This window comes from Sphaerotilus natans (assembly GCF_900156335.1).
GTDB lineage: Bacteria > Pseudomonadota > Gammaproteobacteria > Burkholderiales > Burkholderiaceae_C > Sphaerotilus > Sphaerotilus natans.
On record NZ_FTMZ01000009.1, the window covers coordinates 1 to 20895 of the forward strand.

18 protein-coding genes and 1 rRNA gene are annotated in these 20895 nt (G+C 71.2%); 5 read left to right on the forward strand and 14 right to left on the reverse strand.

The window, feature by feature from the left end:
- The 3 genes from BW996_RS09685 to BW996_RS09695 all read right to left on the reverse strand — a co-directional run.
- A 16S ribosomal RNA gene (locus BW996_RS09685) occupies nt 1–208 on the reverse strand; the annotation flags it as partial.
- A gap of 299 nt (nt 209–507) precedes the next feature.
- Nucleotides 508–3087, reverse strand: coding sequence for a cyanophycin synthetase (cphA, locus tag BW996_RS09690; protein WP_037481984.1), 2580 nt, complete (start codon nt 3085–3087; stop codon nt 508–510).
- A 65-nt stretch (nt 3088–3152) separates the two neighbouring features.
- The gene (locus tag BW996_RS09695; RefSeq protein ID WP_037481987.1) at nt 3153–5303 is read right to left on the reverse strand and encodes a cyanophycin synthetase; all 2151 of its coding nucleotides are present in this window, start codon (nt 5301–5303) and stop codon (nt 3153–3155) included.
- 190 nt (nt 5304–5493) lie between these two features.
- On the opposite strand from BW996_RS09695, the gene BW996_RS09700 reads away from it, so the two are divergent.
- Both BW996_RS09700 and BW996_RS09705 read left to right on the forward strand, forming a co-directional pair.
- On the forward strand, nt 5494–7791 hold the full coding sequence (locus BW996_RS09700) for a cyanophycin metabolism-associated ABC transporter (RefSeq protein WP_037481989.1): 2298 nt from the start codon (nt 5494–5496) through the stop codon (nt 7789–7791).
- Nucleotides 7792–7805: 14 nt separating this feature from the next.
- Nucleotides 7806–8297, forward strand: coding sequence for a cyanophycin metabolism-associated DUF1854 family protein (locus tag BW996_RS09705; RefSeq protein WP_037481991.1), 492 nt, complete (start codon nt 7806–7808; stop codon nt 8295–8297).
- 18 nt (nt 8298–8315) lie between these two features.
- Here BW996_RS09705 and BW996_RS09710 read toward each other — a convergent pair whose 3' ends face one another.
- The 3 genes from BW996_RS09710 to BW996_RS09720 all read right to left on the reverse strand — a co-directional run bounded on the left by BW996_RS09710 (nt 8316) and on the right by BW996_RS09720 (nt 10321).
- Nucleotides 8316–8726, reverse strand: a complete 411-nt coding sequence (locus BW996_RS09710) for a helix-turn-helix domain-containing protein (protein ID WP_037481993.1) — start codon at nt 8724–8726, stop codon at nt 8316–8318.
- 60 nt (nt 8727–8786) lie between these two features.
- The gene (locus BW996_RS09715) at nt 8787–9218 is read right to left on the reverse strand and encodes a carboxymuconolactone decarboxylase family protein (protein ID WP_051631926.1); all 432 of its coding nucleotides are present in this window, start codon (nt 9216–9218) and stop codon (nt 8787–8789) included.
- A 62-nt stretch (nt 9219–9280) separates the two neighbouring features.
- Nucleotides 9281–10321 carry a helix-turn-helix transcriptional regulator gene (locus BW996_RS09720; RefSeq protein ID WP_076458864.1) on the reverse strand — a complete coding sequence of 347 codons (1041 nt, stop codon included), beginning with the start codon at nt 10319–10321 and terminating at the stop codon, nt 9281–9283.
- A 92-nt stretch (nt 10322–10413) separates the two neighbouring features.
- On the opposite strand from BW996_RS09720, the gene BW996_RS09725 reads away from it, so the two are divergent.
- Both BW996_RS09725 and BW996_RS09730 read left to right on the forward strand, forming a co-directional pair.
- The gene (locus BW996_RS09725; protein WP_051631923.1) at nt 10414–11211 is read left to right on the forward strand and encodes a ThuA domain-containing protein; all 798 of its coding nucleotides are present in this window, start codon (nt 10414–10416) and stop codon (nt 11209–11211) included.
- The gene (locus BW996_RS09730) at nt 11208–12407 is read left to right on the forward strand and encodes an MFS transporter (protein ID WP_051631924.1); all 1200 of its coding nucleotides are present in this window, start codon (nt 11208–11210) and stop codon (nt 12405–12407) included. The genes BW996_RS09725 and BW996_RS09730 overlap by 4 nt, the downstream gene beginning before the upstream one ends.
- Before the next feature lie 22 nt (nt 12408–12429).
- On the opposite strand, the gene BW996_RS09735 is transcribed toward BW996_RS09730, so the two are convergent.
- The 7 genes from BW996_RS09735 to BW996_RS09765 form a co-directional block, all read right to left on the reverse strand.
- Nucleotides 12430–13014 carry a chromate transporter gene (locus tag BW996_RS09735; protein ID WP_037482001.1) on the reverse strand — a complete coding sequence of 195 codons (585 nt, stop codon included), beginning with the start codon at nt 13012–13014 and terminating at the stop codon, nt 12430–12432.
- The gene (locus tag BW996_RS09740) at nt 13014–13622 is read right to left on the reverse strand and encodes a chromate transporter (protein WP_037482003.1); all 609 of its coding nucleotides are present in this window, start codon (nt 13620–13622) and stop codon (nt 13014–13016) included. The genes BW996_RS09735 and BW996_RS09740 overlap by 1 nt, the downstream gene beginning before the upstream one ends.
- A 17-nt stretch (nt 13623–13639) precedes the next feature.
- Nucleotides 13640–14458, reverse strand: a complete 819-nt coding sequence (locus BW996_RS09745; protein ID WP_037482007.1) for a substrate-binding domain-containing protein — start codon at nt 14456–14458, stop codon at nt 13640–13642.
- A gap of 28 nt (nt 14459–14486) precedes the next feature.
- Complete coding sequence (locus BW996_RS09750) at nt 14487–15464, reverse strand: Bug family tripartite tricarboxylate transporter substrate binding protein (protein ID WP_037482033.1); 978 nt, start codon at nt 15462–15464, stop codon at nt 14487–14489.
- 203 nt (nt 15465–15667) lie between these two features.
- Nucleotides 15668–16849, reverse strand: a complete 1182-nt coding sequence (gene tcuB, locus BW996_RS09755) for a tricarballylate utilization 4Fe-4S protein TcuB (protein ID WP_241461966.1) — start codon at nt 16847–16849, stop codon at nt 15668–15670.
- Complete coding sequence (gene tcuA / locus BW996_RS09760; protein ID WP_037482009.1) at nt 16846–18252, reverse strand: FAD-dependent tricarballylate dehydrogenase TcuA; 1407 nt, start codon at nt 18250–18252, stop codon at nt 16846–16848. Before tcuA ends, tcuB begins: the two co-directional genes overlap by 4 nt.
- 82 nt (nt 18253–18334) lie before the next feature.
- On the reverse strand, nt 18335–19249 hold the full coding sequence (locus BW996_RS09765) for a LysR family transcriptional regulator (RefSeq protein ID WP_037482011.1): 915 nt from the start codon (nt 19247–19249) through the stop codon (nt 18335–18337).
- A gap of 85 nt (nt 19250–19334) precedes the next feature.
- Between BW996_RS09765 and BW996_RS09770 the strand changes: the two genes are divergently transcribed.
- Entirely contained in the window at nt 19335–19667 is a 333-nt protein-coding gene (locus BW996_RS09770) for a soluble NSF attachment family protein (RefSeq protein WP_241461967.1), read from the forward strand.
- A 13-nt stretch (nt 19668–19680) separates the two neighbouring features.
- On the opposite strand, the gene alaC is transcribed toward BW996_RS09770, so the two are convergent.
- Entirely contained in the window at nt 19681–20892 is a 1212-nt protein-coding gene (gene alaC, locus BW996_RS09775; RefSeq protein ID WP_037482012.1) for an alanine transaminase, read from the reverse strand.
- Nucleotides 20893–20895: the final 3 nt, after the last annotated feature.

Genomic DNA, 20895 nt, shown 5'->3' on the forward strand with positions numbered 1-20895 from the left:
CGCGAGGTCTTGCGATCCCCCGCTTTCACCCTCAGGTCGTATGCGGTATTAGCGTAGCTTTCGCTACGTTATCCCCCACGACTGGGCACGTTCCGATGTATTACTCACCCGTTCGCCACTCTCAAGGGTTGCCCCTCTACCGTTCGACTTGCATGTGTAAGGCATACCGCCAGCGTTCAATCTGAGCCAGGATCAAACTCTTCAGTTCGATCTTGTTGCTTGCTCAAGGAATTGAAGTGAACTTCACTTCTCTATCCATGAGCGTTTAAGGTCACAAGGACCCGGACCCGAAGATCCGAGACACTCGCCTCAAACGCCCACGCTTATCGGCTGTTGATTTTTTAAAGAACTGCTTCGCTTTGTTTGCCGCGTTTCGTTTGTTCTGCAGCAGCGAAGAACGCTATTCTAGTACGAACTTTTCGGGTCGTGCAAGCACTTTCCCAAAAAATTTTTCAGGGTCGTGTCACCCGCCTTTCAGCACCGTGACACGACCGATGCAGCACGCGTTCAGGCGCCCGGGGCCGCGCCTCGGACACGCTGAGCCAGATAGGCCAGTGCCTCCTCGACCTGATCGACCAGGATCAGGCAGAGATCGCCCGACTGCAGGCGCTCGAGCGCCAGATCGATGGCGACGAACTCGCCGCGGATCTCGTCGATCTGCCTGGTGCGGGCCGCGCCCTGCAGGCCTTCGCGCAGCAGCGCCACCACCTCGCCGTCAGCGCGGCCGCGCTGGCAGGCATCCTGATAGAGGATGACGTCGTCGAAGGCGGCGCCCAGGATCTGCGTCTGCTCGCGGATGTCCTGATCACGGCGATCGCCCGCACCGCTGATGACCACCGAGCGGCGCTGCGCCGGCAGCGCATCGACTGCCGAGACCAGCGCACGCATTGCATCCGGGTTGTGGCCGTAGTCGGCGATGACAGTGGCGCCGCGGTAGTCCATGACGTTGAAGCGGCCGGGAGCGTTGTCGGAGTCGCTGGCGAAGCTCGCCAGGCCGCGGCGAATCGAATCCCAGTCCAGCCCGGCGCCCCAGCCGGCAGCGACCGCGGCCATGACGTTCTCGACCTGGAAGCCGATCAGGCCGCCCCGGGTGATCGGGATCTCGCGCAGCGGCAGCAGCTCGCGACGCGCGCCCTCGGCGGCGACCAGATGATCGCCTTCGACATAGACGCAGCGCCGCCCCTGGGCGCGGTGCGTGGCCATCACCGGGTGCTGACGGTCGGCGGCGAAGAAGATCACCTGACCGGGGCAGACCGAGGCCATGCCGGCCACGATCGGGTCGGCGGCGTTGAGCACCGCGTAGCCGGTGGCGGCCACGTTCTGCACGATCACCCGCTTGAGGACCGCCAGGTCCTCGACGGTGGTGATGTAGTTCAGGCCGAGGTGGTCGCCGGCGCCGATGTTGGTGACCACCGCCACCTGGCAGCGGTCGAAGCCCAGGCCTTCGCGCAGCACGCCGCCGCGGGCGGTCTCGAACACCGCCGCGTCCACGTCCGGGTGCATCAGCACGTTGCGCGCGCTGCGCGGGCCGGAGCAGTCGCCGCTGTCGATCTGGCGACCGTTGACATAGACGCCGTCGGTGTTGGTCATGCCCACGCGCAGGCCGCTGCTGGCGAACAGGTGCGTGATCAGCCGCGCGGTGGTGGTCTTGCCGTTGGTGCCGGTGACGGCGACGACCGGGATGCGGCCGTCATCGCCGTGCGCGTACATGCTGTCGATGACCGCCTCGCCGACCGCGCGGCCCTTGCCGTAGGACGGCGACAGGTGCATGCGCAGGCCCGGCGCGGCGTTGACCTCGACGATGCCGCCGTCCTGCTCCTCGAGCGGACGCAGCACGCTCTCGCAGACCACGTCGACGCCGCAGACATGCAGGCCGACCATCTGCGCCGCGGCCACCGCACGCGCGGCGACTTCCGGGTGGACATCGTCGGTCACGTCGGTGGCGGTGCCGCCGGTGCTGAGGTTGGCGTTGTTGCGCAGGATGACGCGCCGGCCCTTCTCGGGCACCGACTCGGGCAGCAGATCCTGCAGCGCCAGCCGCGCGATGGCGATGTCGTCGAAGCGGATCTTCGTCAGTGAGGTCGCGTGGCCGGTGCCGCGGCGCGGGTCGGCGTTGACGATCTCGACCAGCTCACGCACGGTGTGCTCGCCGTCGCCGATGACATGGGGCGGATCGCGACGAGCCGCGGCCACCAGCCGGTCGCCGACGACCAGCAGGCGGAAATCGCTGCCGGGCAGGTACTTCTCGACCAGCACCTCGCCGATCTCGGCGGCGGTCGCGAAGGCACGGTCGAGCTGGGCGCGGTCGGCGATGTTGACCGTCACGCCCTTGCCCTGGTTGCCGTCCTGCGGCTTGAGCACGACCGGCAGGCCGATCTCCTCGGCCACCGCCCAGGCCTCGTCGGGCGTGGCGGCCGGGCGGCCGATCGGCACCGGCACGCCGGCGGCGTGCAGCAGCTTCTTGGTCAGGTCCTTGTCCTGCGCGATCGACTCGGACACCGCGCTGGTGGTGTCGACCTCGGCGGCCTGGATGCGGCGCTGGCGCGAGCCCCAGCCGAGCTGCACCAGACTGCCCTGCGTCAGGCGGCGGATCGGGATGCCGCGGGCCAGCGCGGCGTTGACGATCGAGCCGGTGCTCGGGCCCAGGCGCACGTCCTCGTCGAGATCGCGCAGCTCGGCGATCGCGGCGGCGACATCGAACTCGCTGCCGTTCAGCGCCGCGCGCACCAGGGCCTCGGCATGGCGCAGCGCGAGGCGGCCGACGTCCTCCTCGGTGTACTCGACGACGACCTGATAGGTGCCGTCCTCGACCGTGACCGAGGTGCGGCTGAAGGTCACCGGGCAGCCGGCCTGGGCCTGCAGCGCCAGCGTCGCAGCCTCCAGCACATGCGCGAGCGACACGTCGGCGCGCTGCGCGCCGACCGGCACCGGCCCGATCGCCGGGAACAGCGCGCGCAGACGGGCCTCGAAGCCCGGCAGGTGGACCAGGGAGCGCTCGGCCGGCTCGCACGAGACGATCGCCTCGACAGCGGTGTGGCGGCTCCAGAGATTGGGGCCGCGCAGGGCCCGGATGCGGGAAACGTCCATCGGGTGTTCTTCTCTGATCGGGGTCGATCGGATCGATCGGGTTCTTCGTGCGGGGCGAGCGTGACTCAGGCGGCAGCGCGCGAGCCGAAGGTCTCCAGGCCGGCGGCCATCAGCTCCGGGTTGATGCCCATCGCCCAGGCGGTGGCCAGCGCCGGCAGCGCGACCTCGGGCGCGATCGCGATGCGACGGCGCGCCAGATCGACGCAGACCGCCTCGCTCGCGCCGGTGGCCAGCACGATGCGGCCGTCGCGCAGCAGCACGGCGCGGCCGCCCTCGGCGCGGTGGTCGGCCAGCGGCTCGGGCCGGGTGGCGTAGAGGATGACCTCGCCGTCGGACAGGCGTGCCATGTCGGCGATGCGCTCGTCGTCGGCGTTGAGCACCGCCGCGCCCTCGGGCAGCACGACGTCGACCTGGGTGCGCATCACGCGCGGCATCTGCTCGGACTCGCGGATGTCGTGGCGCTCAAGGCGATCGAAGCCATCGAGATCGGTGACCACGCCGACGTGGCAGCGGTCGTAGGGCAGGCCGGTGTCGAGGATGACGCCGGCGTCGTTCTCGATCACCACCGCCTGGACCTCGCGGTTCATCAGCAGGCGGTGGCCGCTGTCCCAGTTCGCGCAGTCACCCCGGCCGACGCGCCGGCCGGCCAGGAACAGGCCGTCGCGGCAGGCCAGACCAACATGGCGGCCGCCCAGGTGCACCAGCCACGCGACGATCTGCGCGATCTGCGAGGTGTGGCGCGAGCCGGCCACGCCGACGACCGGCACGCGGCCGCTGTCGTCCTCGGCGAACAGGTGGTCGACGATCGCCTGGCCGACCGGGCGCGGCATGCCCTGCGCCGGCTTGAGGTGCATCAGCAGGCCGGGGCCGGCGTTGACCTCGACGATGGCGCCGCCCGTCTCGTGCAGCGGGCGCGAGATGTCGGTGGTGACCAGGTCGATGCCGGCGATGTCCAGGCCGACGATGCGCGCGGCCAGGCCCACCTGGTAGGCGACGTCCGGGTGCACGTCGTCGGTGCAGTCGATGGCGACGTTGCCGTTGCGCTGGATCAGCACCTGGCGGCCGGCCTCGGGCACCGCCTCGGCGTCTAGGCCCTGGCGTTCGAGCAGCAGGCGGATCACCGGCTCGCGCTCCAGGCGGATCGTCTCGAGCGGGAATTCCTCGGCCTCGCCGCGGCGCGGGTCGGTGTTGAGCTGGGTGTCGATCAGCTGCTGCACGCTGGAGCGGCCGTCGCCGGTGACCCACAGCGTCTCGCCGCGCGCAGCGGCGACCACCTGGCCGGCGACGACCAGCACCCGGTGCTCGTCGCCGGGAATGTAGCGCTCGACGATGACCTCGCTGCCCTCGGCATCGGCCACATGCCAGGCGGCCATGACCTCCTCGCGGGTGCGCAGGTCCAGACTCACGCCGCGGCCGTGGTTGGCGTCGCTGGGCTTGACCACCACCGGCACGCCGATGTCCTCGGCCTCGTCCCAGGCGGCCTCGGGGCTGTCGGCCACCGCGCCGGCGGGCACCGGCACGCCGCAGGACTTCAGCAGCGTCTTGGTCATGTCCTTGTCGCTGGCGATGCCCTCGGCGATCGCGCTGGTCAGGTCGGTCTCGGCAGTCCAGATGCGACGCTGCGCCGCGCCGTAGCCGAGCTGCACCAGGTTGCCGTCGTTCAGCCGGATGTGCGGAATGCGGCGGTCGGTCGCAGCGCCGACGATGCTGGCGGTGCTCGGGCCCAGGTAGCAGTCGTCGATCTTCTCGCGCACCCGCTCGACCGCCGGCTCGACCTCGAAGGCCTCGTCGTTGATCGCGCTCATCAGCAGGCGGTGACCTTCGGCCAGCGCGGTGCGGGCGACCTGCTCGTCACGGGCGCGGAAGACCATGCGGTAGACGCCGCGCTGCGAGGTGCTGCGCGTCTGGCCGAAGCCGGTGGGCATGCCCGCCAGGTTCAGCAGCTCGATGACCACATGCTCGAGCACATGGCCCATCCAGGTGCCGCCCTCCAGGCGCTGCAGGAAGCCGCCGCGCTCGCCCACGCCGCAGTGGTGCTCGACCAGCGCGGGCAGCATCGCCGTCAGCCGGGCGTTGAAGCCGGGCAGCCGGTTCGACGGCCAGTCCTCGAGCTCGCCCAGGTCCAGCCAGACTTCGAGCGTCGGACGGTAAGTCCACACATTGGGGCCGCGCAGGTAGGTGATGCGCAGCAGCTTGATGTCGTCTTTCTTGCTCATGTCGTGCCGAAGGTAGCCGCCGAAGGACCGATGGGAACGTGATTGTGCCGACTTCACCTTGCGCCAGGCTCCCGGACTGAACGCCAGGTCAGCGCGATGCGCTGCCGCGACGTTGTACGAGACGTGTTCATCTGCGCCAAGGCCGCACGATCCGGCTGGGCCAGAATCGGCCACCCCGAGAAGAATCCCGATGCAAGCCCACTCCGCCTCCGTTCGCGCCGACGCCGTCGAGTCCGCGACCCTCCCGCTCCTGCCGAACGAAAACGTCCTGACCACGCTGGAGGTTGACCTGGACGAGCGGCTGCACTTCGCGCGCGCCCGGCTGCAGCTCACCGAGCAGCGGCTGATCGACGCGCGCGGGGCCTGGCCGCTGCGGCCGGACTTGTCGCTGCGGCACCACGATCACGCCGGCGTCGGCACGCTCGAGCTGCATGACGGCAGCGGGCGGCTGGCGCTGTGGCGCTTCACGCTGGCGCAGAACGTCCAGGCGCTGCGGCTGGTGCGCCTGTTCGAGCAGCGGATCGAGCAGCTCGCGCAGGCCGGCCACGCGCATCCGGACGAGGACGGCGCCGACCCGACCCGCTGCCCCACCTGCCACGCGCCGCTGCCCCCCGACAGCGACGACTGCGAGATCTGCACCCGCGAGCTGACGACACCGCCCTCGACCTGGGTGCTGCTGCGGCTGTGGCGATTCGCGCGGCCCTACCGCTGGACGCTGCTGGCGGGCTTCCTGCTGACGCTGGCCTCCACCGCCGCCACGCTGGTGCCGCCCTACCTGACGATTCCGCTGATGGACGAGGTGCTGATCCCCTTCCAGAACGGCCAATCGATCGACACCCGTCAGGTCGGCATGCTGCTGGGCGGCCTGTTCGGCTCGGGCCTGCTGGCCTGGGGCCTGGGCTGGGCGCGCACCTGGCTGCTGGCGCTGGTGTCCGAGCGCATCGCCGCCGACCTGCGCACCACCGCCTTCGACCACCTGCTCGGCCTGTCGCTGGACTATTTCGGCGCCAAGCGCACCGGCGACCTGATCGCGCGCATCGGCTCGGAGACCGATCGGCTCTCGGTCTTCCTGTCGCTGCATGCGCTGGACTTCGCCACCGACGTGCTGATGCTGGGGATGACGGCGGTGATCCTGTTCTCGATCAACCCGTGGCTGGCGCTGGTGACGCTGCTGCCGCTGCCCTTCATCGCCTGGATGATCCATCGGGTGCGAGACCGGCTGCGCACCGGCTTCGAGAAGATCGACCGCGTCTGGGGCGACGTGACCAACGTGCTGGCCGACACCATTCCGGGCATCCGCGTGGTCAAGGCCTTCGCCCAGGAATCGCGCGAGTCGAAGCGCTTCCACGAGGCCAACGACGCCAACCTGGCGGTCAACGACCGCATCAACAAGACCTGGAGCCTGTTCACGCCCACCGTGACGCTGCTGACCGACATCGGCCTGCTGGTGGTCTGGGGCTTCGGCATCTGGCAGGTCAGCCGCGGCGAGATCACGGTCGGCATCCTGACCGCCTTCCTGGCCTACATCGGCCGCTTCTACAGCCGGCTCGACTCGATGAGCCGCATCGTCTCGGTGACGCAGAAGGCCGCCGCCGGCGCCAAGCGCATCTTCGACATCCTCGACCATGTCTCGAACGTGCCCGAGCCGGCGCAGCCGGTGAAGATCACGCAGCTGCAGGGCGCGGTAAAGCTCGAGAACATCGCCTTCCGCTACGGCAGCCGCTCGGTGATCCGCGGCATGAACCTCGACATCCGCCCCGGCGAGATGATCGGCCTGGTCGGCCACTCGGGCTCGGGCAAGAGCACGCTGGTCAACCTGATCTGCCGCTTCTACGACATCACCGACGGCTCGATCCAGGTCGATGGCGTCGACATCCGCCGCTACGCGGTGTCGGACTACCGCCGCCACATCGGCCTGGTGCTGCAGGAGCCTTTCCTGTTCTTCGGCACCATCGCCGAGAACATCGCCTACGGCCGCCCGGACGCCACCCGCGCGCAGATCATCGCCGCCGCGCGCGCCGCGCACGCGCACGACTTCATCCTGCGACTGCCGCAGGGCTACGACTCGGTGGTGGGCGAGCGCGGCCAGGGCCTGTCGGGCGGCGAGCGCCAGCGCATCTCGATCGCGCGCGCGCTGCTGATCGACCCGCGCGTGCTCATCCTCGACGAGGCCACCGCCAGCGTCGACACCGAGACCGAGAAGGAAATCCAGAAGGCGCTCGACAACCTGGTGCAGGGCCGCACGACCATCGCCATCGCGCACCGGCTCTCGACGCTGCGCAAGGCCGACCGGCTGGTGGTGATGGACCGCGGCGTGGTGGTCGAGGTCGGCACGCATGACGAGCTGATGGCACGCGAGGGCCACTACTTCCGTCTCTACATGGCCCAGGCCCGCCGCACCGAGGGCGACGAGGACGGCGAGTCCGAGCACGACCAGGTGCTGCTGGCGCACCAGATCCCGCAGCCCTCGGCCCACGGCACGCACTGAACGAGACCCCGACGATGTCCCTCCCGACGACCTCCGCCGCCCTGCCCGCCTTCACGCTCGAGCGCCACGCCAGCGGCCGCCTGGTCTACACCGGCGCCGACGGCGTGCCGCGCCAAGGCGTCACGCCGGTGCGCGCATTCCCCGTCTCGGCGCCCGAGGCCGGCCTGTCGCTGGTCAGCGCCGAAGGCCACGAGCTGGTCTGGATCGACCGCCCGGCCGACCTGCCGCCGCCGCTGCGCGCGCTGATCGACGAGGAACTCGCGCACCGCGAGTTCATGCCCGAGATCAGCCGCATCCGCGAGGTCTCGACTTTCTCCACGCCCAGCACCTGGACGGTCGAGACCGACCGCGGCGAGACGACGCTGGTGCTCAAGGTCGAGGAAGACATCCGCCGCCTGCCCGGCCGGCGCCTGCTGATCACCAGCGGCCACGGCATCGTCTTCTCGGTGCGCGACATGGGCGCGCTGGACCGCGCGTCGCGGAAGTTCCTGGAGCGGTTTCTTTGAGGCGGTGAAGGGGGCGGCTCAGGCAGCCAGCATCTCCATCGGCACCGAGAACCGCGCCGCCAGCGCCCGCACCTGCCGCAGGTTGAGCCGTCGCTTGCCAGCGAGCACCTCGGAGACGACGCCCTGCGAGCCGATCTCGGGCAGGTCGGACTGCCGCAGTCCGTGCTCCTCCATCAGGCTGGCGAGCACGCTGGCCGGTGTGCTGGTGTCGGGCCACGGATGAATGCGACCTTCGTAGTCGCGGATGCGATTGGCCAGGATCTCCACCAGGCCGCCCAGCGGATGCGCCGGATCGGCGGCCACGGCGTCGAAAAGCTGGTCCACGACCGCCAGCATCCGTTCGTAGTGCGCGTCATCGGCGATCGGCGCGCCCAGGCCGAGCGCCTCGTGCAGCGCGACCCAGTGCGTCGAGATGTCGGAGAGGTTCATTTCCAGGCTCCTTTGTCGTCCATGCTCTGTGCTGCGCGTGTTCACGAAGGCTGATCCCCCTCAGCTCGGATCCAGCCCATCCACCGACAGCCCGCTGTCGGCCAGCCATTCCTTGGCGGCGCGGAAGGCCTCGATCGCGGCCGGGGCGCCGGCGTAGGGGGCGACGTGCAGCAGCACCTCGCGGATCTCGGCCAGCGTGGCGCCGTTGTTCATCGCGCCGCGCAGGTGGCCCTTGAGCTCCTGGCTGCGGCCCAGCGCGGCCAGCATCGCCACGGTGCACAGGCTGCGCTGCTTGAGCTCCAGCCCCTCGCGCAGCCAGGTCGAGCCCCAGGCGTGCTCGTTGACGTAGGCCTGCAGCGGCCGGGAGAAGGCGTCCGCGGCGCCCAGCGCGCGATCGACGAAGGCGTCGCCCATGACCTGGCGGCGGCGCTGCTCGCCGGCGGACGGCGCGGGGGAGACGGCGGAATCGGGGCGGTCGGTGCTCGTGCTCATGTCGGTGCTCATGTCGATGTTCGTGTCGAAGGGGAAAGAAGGTGGAGGCTGCCGGGGCGGCATCAGGCGGCAGTATCGGGGCGGCCGTCGTCGGCCTCGTCGCCGGGCAGGCGTGCCCAGTGGCAGGGACGCTCGCGCGTGGGCACGAAGGGTCGCGCCTGCAAGAGCGGAGCCGGCACGGCGGCAGCGGTCGCGCTGGCGGGCCGGCTCGGCCGCGCCTGGCGCCAGACCGCCGGCGTCAGCCCGTGCCGCGCGCGGAAGGTGCGGATGAAGTAGCCCGAGGACGCGAAGCCGCAGGCCCAGGCCACTTCCTTGACCGCCAGCGCCGCCTCGTCGGCCAGCAGCCGCTCGGCGCGGTCGAGGCGCAGGCGCACGATGTGCGCGGCCAGCGTCTCGCCGGCGTGGCGGTGGAAGAGGTGCGAGAGGTAGTCGGCGCTGCAGCCGCAGTGCGCGGCCAGATCGCGCACGCTCAGCGTGTGATCGCCCAGGCGGTCGCGGATCAGCGAGCGCACCCGCGCGATCAGCGGCGGCTCGACGCTGACCTCGGCGGCCGCGCCGGCCTCGAGCACCCGGCGCACCCCGGCCAGCGCCGCGGCCACCAGCGCGCGGCGCTGCAGCGCCAGCGCCGCGTCGCCTTCGTCGCCCGGCAGCGCCGCGTCGGCCAGCCAGTCCTGGATGCGCGCGACCTGCGGGTGGCCGCGCACCTCCAGGTGCAGGATGCCGGGCCGGCCGGGCTGCACCTCGTGCGCCAGATGGCTGCACAGCGAGCCGGCATCGGCGTGGATGACCAGGTTCTGGAAGGCCTGCGCCGGCGCCGGTCCGGCCGCGCGCACATGCTCGTCATGCAGCAGCTTCGGCGGCACCAGCAGCATCTCGCCGGGCTGCAGCAGCCGCTCGGCGTGCGGGAAGACGAAGCGGGTCGTGCCCGAGACCTGCAGGAACAACTCGGCGGCCAGGTGGAAATGGCCCTGGCCACGACCGGGCCAGACCGCCGGATGCGGCGGCAGCCACAGCGGCGCACGCCCCTCGGCCGCCGCACGCGCAAAGCGCTCGACCAGCTGGCGCAGGCGCTGCGCCGGCTCGGTCGGCAGGTCGGCCGTCATTGCCGACGCATCCAGGTTTTCTGACATGGTTTGAGGTTTTGTGCTGTCGGCAGCCGTTGCCGCCCATCCGGGTAAAAACCTATTCTGCCGACATGCAAAGCCCCGCCCCATTGCCCGCGCCACCAGCGCGGATTTCTGTCATCGTCTGGAACGAGTTCCGCCACGAGCGCACGCGGCCGGAGGTCGCCGCGATCTATCCGGACGGCATTCACGCCACGATCGCCGCCGCGCTGGCCGAACTGCCCGGCCTGGGGCCGACCGCCCGGGCACTCGACATCTCGACGGCCACGCTCGACGAGCCCGAGCAGGGCCTGTCGGAAGAACGTCTGGCCGGCTGCGACGTGCTGGTCTGGTGGGGCCACCGGGCGCATGCCGAGATCGAGGATGAGGTCGTCGACCGCCTGCAGCGCCATGTGCTGGCCGGCATGGGCCTGATCGTGCTGCACTCGGGCCACTTCTCGCGCCTCTTCCGCCGGCTGATGGGCACGCACTGCTCGCTGCAGTGGCGCGTCGCCGGCGAGCGCGAGCGACTGTGGGTGGTCGAGCCCGCGCACCCGATCGCCGCCGGCCTGGACGACTGCATCGAGCTCGCGCAGGAAGAGATGTACGGCGAGCGCTTCGACATTCCCGCGCCCGACAGCACCGTGTTCATCTCCTGGTTCGAGGGCGGCGAGGTCTTCCGCTCGGGCTGCTGCTGGCAGCGCGGCCACGGACGCATCTTCTATTTCCGGCCGGGCCACGAGACGTTCCCGACCTATCACCATCCGCAGATCCGGCGCGTGCTGGCCAACGCGGTGCAGTGGGCCGCGCCGAGCTCGGCACGCCGGCCCGACCGCTGCCCGAAGGTCGAGCCGCGCGAGCGCCTGCACACCCCGAAAGATTGCACATGACAACGACCTTCCCTGCCTCGCTCGGCCAGACCGCGCCCGGCCCCTCGCCCTCGCGGCTGTCGCGGGCGCGCCGCTCCACTCGGGTGCTGTTCGCGGCGCTGGGGCTGGTCGGCGGCGCCTGGGGCGTGCACATCCCCTCGGTCAAGATGCACTACGGCCTGGACGAGGCGATGCTGTCGCTGGTGCTGCTGTCGGCCGCCGCCGGCGCGGTGGTGTCGCTGTTCACCGCCGGGCGCATCGTCGCGTGGCTGGGCGCGCGCGGCGCGGCGCGGGCCTGCGCGCTGGTGATGGGCCTGATGCTGGCGCTGGTGCTGCACTGGCCCTCGCTGGCGCTGCTGCTGCCGGCGATGCTGGTCTTCGGCGCGGCGATGAGCCTCTACGACGTGGCGATCAATGCCGAAGGCTCGGCGCTGGAGGTCCTGGGCGGGCGCGCCATTCTCAGCGGCCTGCACGGCATGTTCAGCCTGGGCGCGATGGGCGGCGCGGCGCTGGCCGCAGGCCTGCTGCGGCTGCAGGTCACGCCGGAGCATCAGCTCGCCGGCTTCGGCCTGCTGATGGCGCTGGCGGTGCTGGCGGCCGCCCGCGGCATGCTCGACACCCATCCGGCGCCCGAGCCGCACGAGGGTCCGCAGGCGCAGTTCGCCTGGCCGCGCGGCCAGCTGCTGGTCATCGGCCTGCTGATCTTCGCCGGCATGAGCGCCGAAGGCGTGATGTACGACTGGTGCGTGCTCTACCTGAAGCAGGAGCTCGGCATGCCGCAGGCCCAGGCCGGCCTGGGCTACGCGGCCTTCGCAGGCGCGATGGCGCTGGCGCGCTTCGCCGGCGACCGGCTGCGCGCGCGCTATCCCGAAGACCAGCTGCTGGCCTTCAGCGCCGGGCTGTCGGCCTTCGCGATGGCGGTGGTGCTGATCAGCGGCGATCCGTGGGTCTCGCTGATCGGCTACGCGCTGGTCGGCGCCGGGCTGGCGCCGGTGGTGCCGATCCTCTACAACGCCGCGACCCGGGTGCCGGGCACCAGCCGCGCCGCGGCGATCGCCTCGGTCTCGTCGATCGGCTACAGCGGCTTCCTGATCGGCCCGCCGCTGATCGGCGCGATCGCGCACGCGCTGACCCTGACCGCCGCGATGGGCGTGGTGGTGGTGGCCGCCAGCCTGCTGTCGATCTTCTCGCACCGGGTGCCGATGGCGAAGCGCTGAGCACGGCTCGGCACGGCTCAGATTAGAGCTGGCCCGACGCGCCCAGCAGCGCGCCGGCAGCCAGCATCCACGGCAGCGCCAGCCGGGTGCGCCACACCAGCAGCGCCACGCCGGCAGCCAGCAGCAGCGGCCGCGCCGGTGGCCAGCCGCCATGCTCGCCCTGCAGCAGCAGCGTGGCGGTCGACAGCAGCACGCCGATCACCACCGGCGCCAGCCCGAGGCGGAAGGCCTGCACCGCCAGATGCTGCTGATGGCGGCCGATCCAGCGGGTCACGCCCAGCGCCAGCAGGCTGCTGGGCAGCAGCACCGCCACCAGGCTCAGCAACGCGCCGAACAGGCCGGACGCCAGCGCGGTGCCGCTGGCCGGCGCCGCGCCGCTGCCGCCCACCCCGACCTGCCAGCCCAGCAGCGCGATGAAGAGCACGTTCGGCCCCGGCGCGGCCTGCGCCAGCACCAGCGCCTGGGTGAACTGCATCGGGCTCAGCCAGGCCAGCTCGCGCACCAGATGCAGATGCAGCGCCGGCGCCAGCGTGACCGCGCCGCCGACGGCCAGCAGCGACAGGCTCAGGTGCAGGCCGGCCAGCGTCATCCAGTCCGCCAGGCTCATCACCGCCCCTTCTTCATGACGAGGGCGGTGACCAGCGCGCCGCACAGGCCCAGGCCCGGCACCACCCAGGTCAGCGGCCAGCCCGCCAGCGCCAGCGCCCCCCAGGCCAGCACCACCACCGCCAGCGCCGGCAGGAAACCCAGCGGATGCGAACGCAGCGCGGCCACCAGCCGCAGGCAGGTGCCGGCGATCAGCCCGGCCGCGACCACGCCCATGCCCTCGAGCGCCCCGGAGAAGACCCGCTGCGTGTCCGGATGCGCCGCCAGACCGCCGATCCCGCCCGCCAGCAGCAGCGCCAGCGCCAACGGCAGCAGCAGCAGGCCGGCCAGTGCGGCGGCGGCCCCGCGCCAGCCATGCGTGCGGTCGCCCAGCATCAGCGCCAGATTGCAGACGTTCGGCCCGGGCAGCACCTGGGCCACCGCCCAGTCCTGCAGGAAGGACTCGGGCGTGTACCAGCGCTCGCGCTCGACCAGCTCGCGCTGCACCACCGCCAGCACGCCCCCGAAGCCCTGCAGCGAGGTGCGGGTGAAGACGAGGAACAGCTGTGCCGGACCGCTCGGCCGGCGCAGGTCCGCCGCCTCGGGTCGCGCGGCCGGCGTCGTGCTCATCGCGGAGGCCTCGCCGCTCAGCGGGCCGGCGCCTCGGCCACCGGATCCAGCCCGGTGGCGCGCACGATCGGCGCCACCGCCGCCGAGCGCAGGAAGCGCGCCAGATGCCGCGCCGCCTCCTGCTGCGACGAGCCCTGCACCAGCCCGGCCGAGAAGAACAGCGACTGCTGCACCTCCGGCGGCAGCGTGCCGATGAAGTCCAGCTCCTTGAAATAGATCAGCTCGCTGACCTGCTGGAAGCCCAGCTCGGCGTCACCGCGCGCCACCACCGCCCCGACCCGCTCGCTGAGGATGCGCTTGCCGGTCTGGCGCAGCCGCTCCTCGACGCCCAGCTTCGGGAACAGCACGGTCGACAGATAGGCGCCGCTGGCGCTGGCCGAATAGGCCACCGAGCCGGCCTCGAGCAGGGTGCGGCGCAGCGCCTCGACGGTCGAGATGTCCGGCCGCGGCGCGCCCTTGCGCACCGCCGCACCGATGTGAGAGCGTGCCAGGTCCAGGCGCGAGCCCGGCACCAGGCGGCCGTCCTTCTCGAGCGCCTCCAGACCGGTCTCCGACAGGATCACCAGGTCGAACTTCTCGCCCCGGGCGAAGCGGCTGGGAATCGAGTCCGGCGCATTGCCGACCGAGGCACCGAAGGAGCTCCTGACCGTGTGGCCGCTGGCGGCCTCGTAGATCGGGATGAGCTGCTTGTAGGCCTCGGTGAAAGCGCCGGAAGTGATGACGTGCAGTTCAGCAGCCACGGCCGCGCCGCTGGCCAGCAGGCTGCTGGCGCCCAGCACCAGGGTGGCGCCCAGCCGCAGCCAGGTGCGTCGGGCGAGCATCGCTTGTCTCTTCATGATCAGTCTCTTTCGTGTGATGGGGGGCTCATTCCATGACGATCTTGCGATCGCGGATCACGCGGCCCCAGTAGGCGGACTCGCGCTCGATCTCGCGGCCCAGCTCCTCGCGGGTGCCCGGCGCCGGCGGCATGCCGTGGCGGTTCAGCTCGGCGACCACCTCGGGCGACTTCAGCACCTTCACCAGCTCGGTGTTCCAGCGCTCCAGCACCGGCCTGGGCACCTTGGACGCGGCCACGAAGGCATACCAGTTGGTGGCGTTGTAGCCGGGGTAGCCGGACTCGGCGACCGTCGGCACGTTGGGCAGCTGCGGCAGCCGCTTCGGCCCGGTGATGGCCAGCGGCACCAGCTTGCCGGCGTCGATGTGCTGCTGCGCGGTCGAATAGGTCGAGTAATAGGCGGTGACCCGGCCGCCCAGCAGGTCCTGCAGCGCCGGCGCGCCGCCCTTGTACGGGATGTGCACGGTGTCGATGCGCGCCATGTCGTCGAGCAGTTCGCCAGCCAGGTGCGAGGCCGAGCCAGGCCCGGTCGAGGCGTAGTCGAGCCGGCCGGGCGTCTTCTTCGCCGCGGCGATGAAGTCGGCGAAGCTGCGGATGCCGGCGCCTGCATGCACCACCAGCACGTTCGGGAAGTTCACCCCCATCGTGATCGGCGCCAGGTCGCGGATCGGGTCGTAGCTGACCTTCATCAGGTGCGGCGCGATGGCCAGCGGCCCGACCGAGCCGAAGAGCAGCACGCTGCCGTCGGTCGGTCCCTGGGCGACGTACTGGTGCGCCAGGTTGCCGCCGGCGCCGGCCTTGTTCTCGATCACCACCGTGGCGCCGAGGTTGTCGCCCAGCTTCTTGCCGATGACCCGTGCGGCCATGTCGGCCGCGCCGCCGGCGGCGAAGCCCACGATGATGGTGACGGTCTTCTTCGGCGGGAAGTCGGCGCTCTGCGCCTGCACCGGCGCGGCGGCCAGCGCCAGCAGGCTCAGCGCACCGAGCAGCCCGGCGCGGCGCCGGATCGATCCGACCGCCGGGGCCGGCGCCGACGCATCGGCATCACAGGGAAGGGAACAGCCTGAAGGCTCGGTCGAGGACATGCTTGTCTCCTGGAAATGTTCGTGGGGCGGGAAGCGGCGCGCAGGCGCACGCCGGCGGCCACCGCCCGCGGCGGCCGCATCGGGAACATCGACAACGAGAGAGGGGGCGAGGGCGCCGCGGGAAATCAGTCGGCGCCGAGGCCGACGGGACTGGGCAGGCGCCGCTCGACGTTGTGGCGCAGCAGGGCCGCCACCCGGAAGATGCCGTGGGCGAACTTGCCGTAGGGCAGCGTCAGGAACAGCGCCATCACCGCGCCCAGGTGCAGGCACAGCAGCAGCGGCATCGCAGGCAGGCCACGCGCCAGCCACAGCGCCAGACCGCTGGCGCTGGTCAGCGCCAGCAGCGTGATGAAGGCCATGTCCATCGGCCGCTGGGCGACGTCGCCGTGCAGCGGATGGCGCTGCATGCGCAGCCAGCCCAGGCCCAGCGATCCGGCCAGCAGGCTCACGCCGCCCGGCACGCCCAGCAGCTTGGGCAGGCTGGGCAGGTCATAGGGTGCTGGCTGGCCGCCCAGGTAGTGCATCAGCGTGGCCACGCCGGTGGCCGCGAAGCACAGGCCGAAGCCGTAGAAGGTAAGGTGGTGAAAGCGCCGCCGCCACAGGGTGTAGGCCTCGTCCGCCTCGTGGCAGCCGTCGCCGTGGCCGCCGTCCAGGTACTTCAGCGTCAGCACCTCCTGCGTGGCCGAGGCCGCCGCCTCGCCGCTCACCGGCCGAGCCCCCGTCACCGGGGTGATGCCGCGCCAGAAGCGCCGCACGCCCAGGCCCAGCGCCAGCACCGCCCACAGGAACACCGGCGCGAACATCAGCACCAGGGTGTTGTGCGGGAAGATCGCATAGAAGCCGCCCGGCCCCGGCGAGCCCCACAGCGCGCCGTTCCAGGCCGCCGCCAGCGCCAGGAACAGGCCCAGCGCCAGGCTCAGCAGCAGCGCCACCACCTGGCCGTTGCGCTGGTAGAGCCGGCCAAGAGGGGCGGGCCAGGCATGGTCGGTGTAGGTCTGGCCGCGCACCCGGGCCATCGCCTGCGGCACATTGACCGCGAAGGCATGCGGCGGCGCGTACTGGCAGGCATGCAGGCAGGCACCGCAGTTGTGGCAGAGGTTGGCCAGGTAGTGCACGTCGGCGGCCGGGAAGTCCAGGCGGCGCGTCATCGCCGGAAAGACCGCGCAGAAGCCCTCGCAGTAGCGGCAGGCGTTGCAGATCTGCAGCTGGCGCGCCACCTCCTCGACCGGATCGCCCTGCGCCAGCGCGGTGGCCTGGCGCACCAGCGTCTGCAGCGTGTCGGTGCCGGTCATGTTCCCGGTGCTCATGCGTTCTCCTTGCGTGCGCGGTGCGCGGCCGAGGCGGCGCCCGCGCCGGCGATGCGCCCGAAGGCGGTGCCGATCGACATGCCCACGCCGGCGGTGTAGCCCTGGCCCAGCACATTGCCGGCCATCATCTCGCCGGCAACGAACAGGTTGTCGCTGGGCCGGTCGCCGAAGCGCACGGCCGCCGTCTCGTCGGTCTTCAGGCCCAGATAGGTGAAGGTCACGCCCGGGCGCAGCGCATAGGCGGTGTAGGGCGGCGTGTCGAGGGGCCGCGCCCAGTGGGTCTTGGGCGGCTGCAGCCCGGCGGTGTGGCAGTCGTCCAGCGTGGTGTGGTCGAAGTGGCCGGCCTGGCAGGCGCGGTTGTAGTCGTCCACGGTGCGCATGAAGGTCGCCTCGTCCAGGCCGAGCCGGCGCGCCAGCTCCGGCAGGCTCTGCGCCACCTCGCCGGGAAAGACCGGCGGCATGAAGCGGCCGGCCGCCTTGGCGTCGATCACGCTCCAGGCGATCTGCCCGGGCTGGCCGGCCACCAGGCGCCCCCAGATGGCGTAGCGCTTGGGCCAGAAGTCCTCGCCCTCGTCATAGAAGCGCAGCGCCTCGCGGTTGACGACGATGCCCAGCGACACGCAGTCGATGCGGGTGCAGATGCCGCCGTCGTACAGCGGCGCGCGCGCGTCGATGGCCACCATGTGCGCCTGCGTCGGGTCGCCGATCGCGTCGGCGCGGTGCGCCTCGAGCAGGTGGCGCAGCAGCACGCCCTGGTTGAAGCGCGTGCCGCGGATCAGGAACTGCTCGGCCGGACGCTCGCCGCGCGCGTTGGTGCCCCAGGCCTCGCTCAGCCATTCGCGGTTCGACTCGAAGCCGCCGGCGGCCAGCACGCAGGCGTCGGCGGTGATGCGCTCGTCGCCGGCGTGGGCGGCCACGAAGCGGCCCGCCTCGATCTCCAGGCGCTGCACCGGCGTCTCATAGCGCACCTGCACGCCCAGGCGCTCGGCGCTGCGGTAATAGGCGTTCACCAGCGCCTTGCCGCCACCCATGAAGAAGGCGTTGGTGCGCGCCACATGCAGCGCGCCCGACAGCGGCGGCTGGAAGCGCACGCCGTGGCGGCGCATCCAGTCCCGGCAGGTCGACGAGGCGCGGATGGTCAGCCGCGCCAGCGGCTCGCTGGTGCGCCCGCCGGTGACCTTCAGCAGGTCCTGCCAGAACTCCTCCTCGGGATAGGCATCGACCAGCACGTCCTGCGGCGCGTCATGCATGCAGCGCAGGTTGCGGGTGTGGGCGGAATTGCCGCCACGCAGCAGGCGCGGCGCGGCCTCCAGCAGCAGCACGCGCGCGCCCGCCTCGGCCGCGGTGAGCGCGGCGCACAGGGCGGCGTTGCCGCCACCGATGACCAGCACGTCGGTGTGCATCGTGAATCCGTTCGAAAGTTCGAGAGTCCGTGGGATGACGGCGCCGATTCTTCCGTGGCCGGATTGATGCGTGAAATGAAACTCAGGTGCTCACTGATGCCTGCCACGCATCAGCGTCCGATGACGCCATCAGGTCGACGAAGGCGCGCGCCGCCGGCGACAGGTCGGCATGGCGACGGCGCAGCAGCTGCACCTTGCGACGCACCACCGGATGGGTGATGGCCAGACGGCGCACGCCCGGGCGGTCGCCCTCGCGGAAGGTGGAGGCGGGCAGGATGGCGCAGCCCACGCCGGCGGCCACCAGATTGAGCGCGGTCGCATGGTGCTGGACCTCGTAGCGTGCGGTCAGCGTGATGCCGCGCCGGGCGAGCTGGTAGTCCATCTGGATGCGCGTGGCCATGAAGCTGCCGACGCCGACCAGGTCCAGGCCGCGCATGTCCTCCCAGCGCAGGCTGGCGCGGCTGGCCAGCGCATGGCCGTCGCGGCAGATGAAGACCAGCGGATCGTCGAACAGCGCCGTCTCGGCCAGCTCGGCGTGGCGCTCGCCGGCCAGCGCGATGCCCAGCTCGGCCTGGCCGCCCAGCACCGCCTGGCGCACCTCGGTGGATGCACCGTCGAGCAGCCGGATGTGATTGCCCGGATGGCGCTGCGCATAGCGCCCGATCAGCCCGGGCAGCACATGCGAGGTCATCGAGGGAATGCAGGCCAGCGTGAACTGGCCGTGGCCGTGCTGGGCCATGTCGCGCAGACGGCTCATCGCGCCACTGACGTCCTGCACCATCGCGCGGGCCTGGGGCAGGAAGTCGCGGCCGACCGCGGTCAGCGCCACGCGCCGGGTGCTGCGCTCGACCAGCTTCAGCCCGAGCCAGCCCTCGAGCTTCTGCAGCCGGCGGGTCAGCGCGGTCTGAGTCAGATGCAGGCTCTCGGCCGCCTTGCCGAAGCCGCCCAGATCGGCGATGGCCACGAAGGCCTGGAGTCCGTCGAAGTCGATCTTCATGCGGCAAAGTGTCGCGCAAGCCTTGAAATCCCGGCCCGCCCCCCGCAGATCGGCAGATCAGGACCCACCGCCGCAGGAGCCGACCATGCCGATCATGCCGACCCGTCCCGAACGACTTCACCACGATCTCGGTGCCGTGCTGGCGCTGGCGCGGCTGCTGGAGCGGCTCGACCCCGGCGCCTCGGAGCGCGCGGCGGCGCAGTACCGCCAGGTCGCCTCGACGCTGGGCGCGCTGCTCGACGCGGCCGAACCCGGCCCGGCGCTGGATGCGCTGCTCGACGCGCATCCGGCCGCCGCCGAGCTCTACGAGAACCTGCATTACGCGCAGGCCGGACTGTGCCGGCATGCGCTGGGCGCCTCGCTCGGCAGCGAGATCGCCGCGGTCGACCTGATCCGCCGCGCCCGCACCCGGCGCTGACGCAGCGCCGCGCTCAGGCCGAGATGCCGTCGGCCTTGAGCATCGCGCGGATGCCACGCACCGCCTGGCGGATGCGGCTTTCGTTCTCGATCAGCGCGAAGCGCACATGGTCGTCGCCGTGGTCGCCGAAGCCGATGCCGGGGCTGACGCAGACCTTGGCGCGCGCCATCAGCTGCCTGGCGAACTCCAGCGAGCCCAGCGCCGCGTACTTCTCGGGGATCTTCGCCCAGATGTACATCGACGCCTTCGGGCAATCCACGTTCCAGCCGGCCTCGCGCAGGCCCTTGACCAGCACGTCGCGGCGCTTCTGGTAGGTCGCAGCGATGTCACCCACGCAAGTCTGATCGCCCTCCAGCGCCGCGATCGCCGCCACCTGCAGCGGCGTGAAGGTGCCGTAGTCGTGGTAGCTCTTGATGCGCGCCAGGGCGGCCACCAGATCGGGATTGCCGACCATGAAGCCGATGCGCCAGCCGGCCATGTTGTAGCTCTTGCTGAGCGTGAAGAACTCGACCGCGATGTCCTTGGCGCCGGGCACCTGCATGATCGACGGCGCCTTCCAGCCGTCGAAGACGATGTCGGCGTAGGCCAGGTCGTGCACGACGAAGATGTCGTGCTTCTTCGCCAGCGCGATGACGCGCTCGAAGAAGTCGAGCTCGACACACTGCGCGGTCGGGTTGCTGGGGAAGCCGAGGATCATCATCTTCGGCTTGGGGTAGCTGCCGCGGATGGTCTTCTCCAGCTCGGCGAAGAAGTCCACGCCGGGCACCAGCGGCACCGAGCGGATGTCGGCGCCAGCGATGACCGCGCCGTAGATGTGGATCGGATAGCTCGGGTCCGGCACCAGCACGGTGTCGCCGCGGTCGAGCGTGGCCAGCATCAGGTGCGCCAGGCCCTCCTTCGAGCCGATGGTGACGATGGCCTCGCTGTCGGGGTCGATGTCGACGGCGTAGCGGTCCTTGTACCAGTGCGAGATCGCGCGGCGCAGGCGCGGAATGCCCTTGCTGGCCGAGTAGCCGTGGGTGTCGGGGCGCTGCGCGACCTCGGTGAGCTTGGCGACGATGTGCGCCGGCGTGGCCCCGTCGGGGTTGCCCATGCTGAGGTCGATGATGTCCTCGCCCCGGCGGCGCGCGGCGAGCTTGAGCTCGGCCGTGATGTTGAAGACGTAGGGGGGAAGACGGTCGATGCGGGCGAAGCGGCGCTTGCCCGAAGAGCTGGAAGACGACATTGG

Coding starts and splice junctions, on each gene's coding strand:
- alaC (WP_037482012.1), bottom strand. CDS start 20,892: ATGTCGTCTTCCAGCTCTTCGGGCAAGCGCCGCTTCGCCCGCATCGAC.
- BW996_RS09715 (WP_051631926.1), bottom strand. CDS start 9,218: ATGAGCACGAGCACCGACCGCCCCGATTCCGCCGTCTCCCCCGCGCCG.
- BW996_RS09770 (WP_241461967.1), top strand. CDS start 19,335: ATGCCGATCATGCCGACCCGTCCCGAACGACTTCACCACGATCTCGGT.
- cphA (WP_037481984.1), bottom strand. CDS start 3,087: ATGGACGTTTCCCGCATCCGGGCCCTGCGCGGCCCCAATCTCTGGAGC.
- tcuB (WP_241461966.1), bottom strand. CDS start 16,849: ATGAGCACCGGGAACATGACCGGCACCGACACGCTGCAGACGCTGGTG.
- BW996_RS09765 (WP_037482011.1), bottom strand. CDS start 19,249: ATGAAGATCGACTTCGACGGACTCCAGGCCTTCGTGGCCATCGCCGAT.
- BW996_RS09710 (WP_037481993.1), bottom strand. CDS start 8,726: ATGAACCTCTCCGACATCTCGACGCACTGGGTCGCGCTGCACGAGGCG.
- tcuA (WP_037482009.1), bottom strand. CDS start 18,252: ATGCACACCGACGTGCTGGTCATCGGTGGCGGCAACGCCGCCCTGTGC.
- BW996_RS09725 (WP_051631923.1), top strand. CDS start 10,414: ATGCAAAGCCCCGCCCCATTGCCCGCGCCACCAGCGCGGATTTCTGTC.
- BW996_RS09740 (WP_037482003.1), bottom strand. CDS start 13,622: ATGAGCACGACGCCGGCCGCGCGACCCGAGGCGGCGGACCTGCGCCGG.
- BW996_RS09735 (WP_037482001.1), bottom strand. CDS start 13,014: ATGAGCCTGGCGGACTGGATGACGCTGGCCGGCCTGCACCTGAGCCTG.
- BW996_RS09745 (WP_037482007.1), bottom strand. CDS start 14,458: ATGAAGAGACAAGCGATGCTCGCCCGACGCACCTGGCTGCGGCTGGGC.
- BW996_RS09730 (WP_051631924.1), top strand. CDS start 11,208: ATGACAACGACCTTCCCTGCCTCGCTCGGCCAGACCGCGCCCGGCCCC.
- BW996_RS09720 (WP_076458864.1), bottom strand. CDS start 10,321: ATGACGGCCGACCTGCCGACCGAGCCGGCGCAGCGCCTGCGCCAGCTG.
- BW996_RS09705 (WP_037481991.1), top strand. CDS start 7,806: ATGTCCCTCCCGACGACCTCCGCCGCCCTGCCCGCCTTCACGCTCGAG.
- BW996_RS09700 (WP_037481989.1), top strand. CDS start 5,494: ATGCAAGCCCACTCCGCCTCCGTTCGCGCCGACGCCGTCGAGTCCGCG.
- BW996_RS09695 (WP_037481987.1), bottom strand. CDS start 5,303: ATGAGCAAGAAAGACGACATCAAGCTGCTGCGCATCACCTACCTGCGC.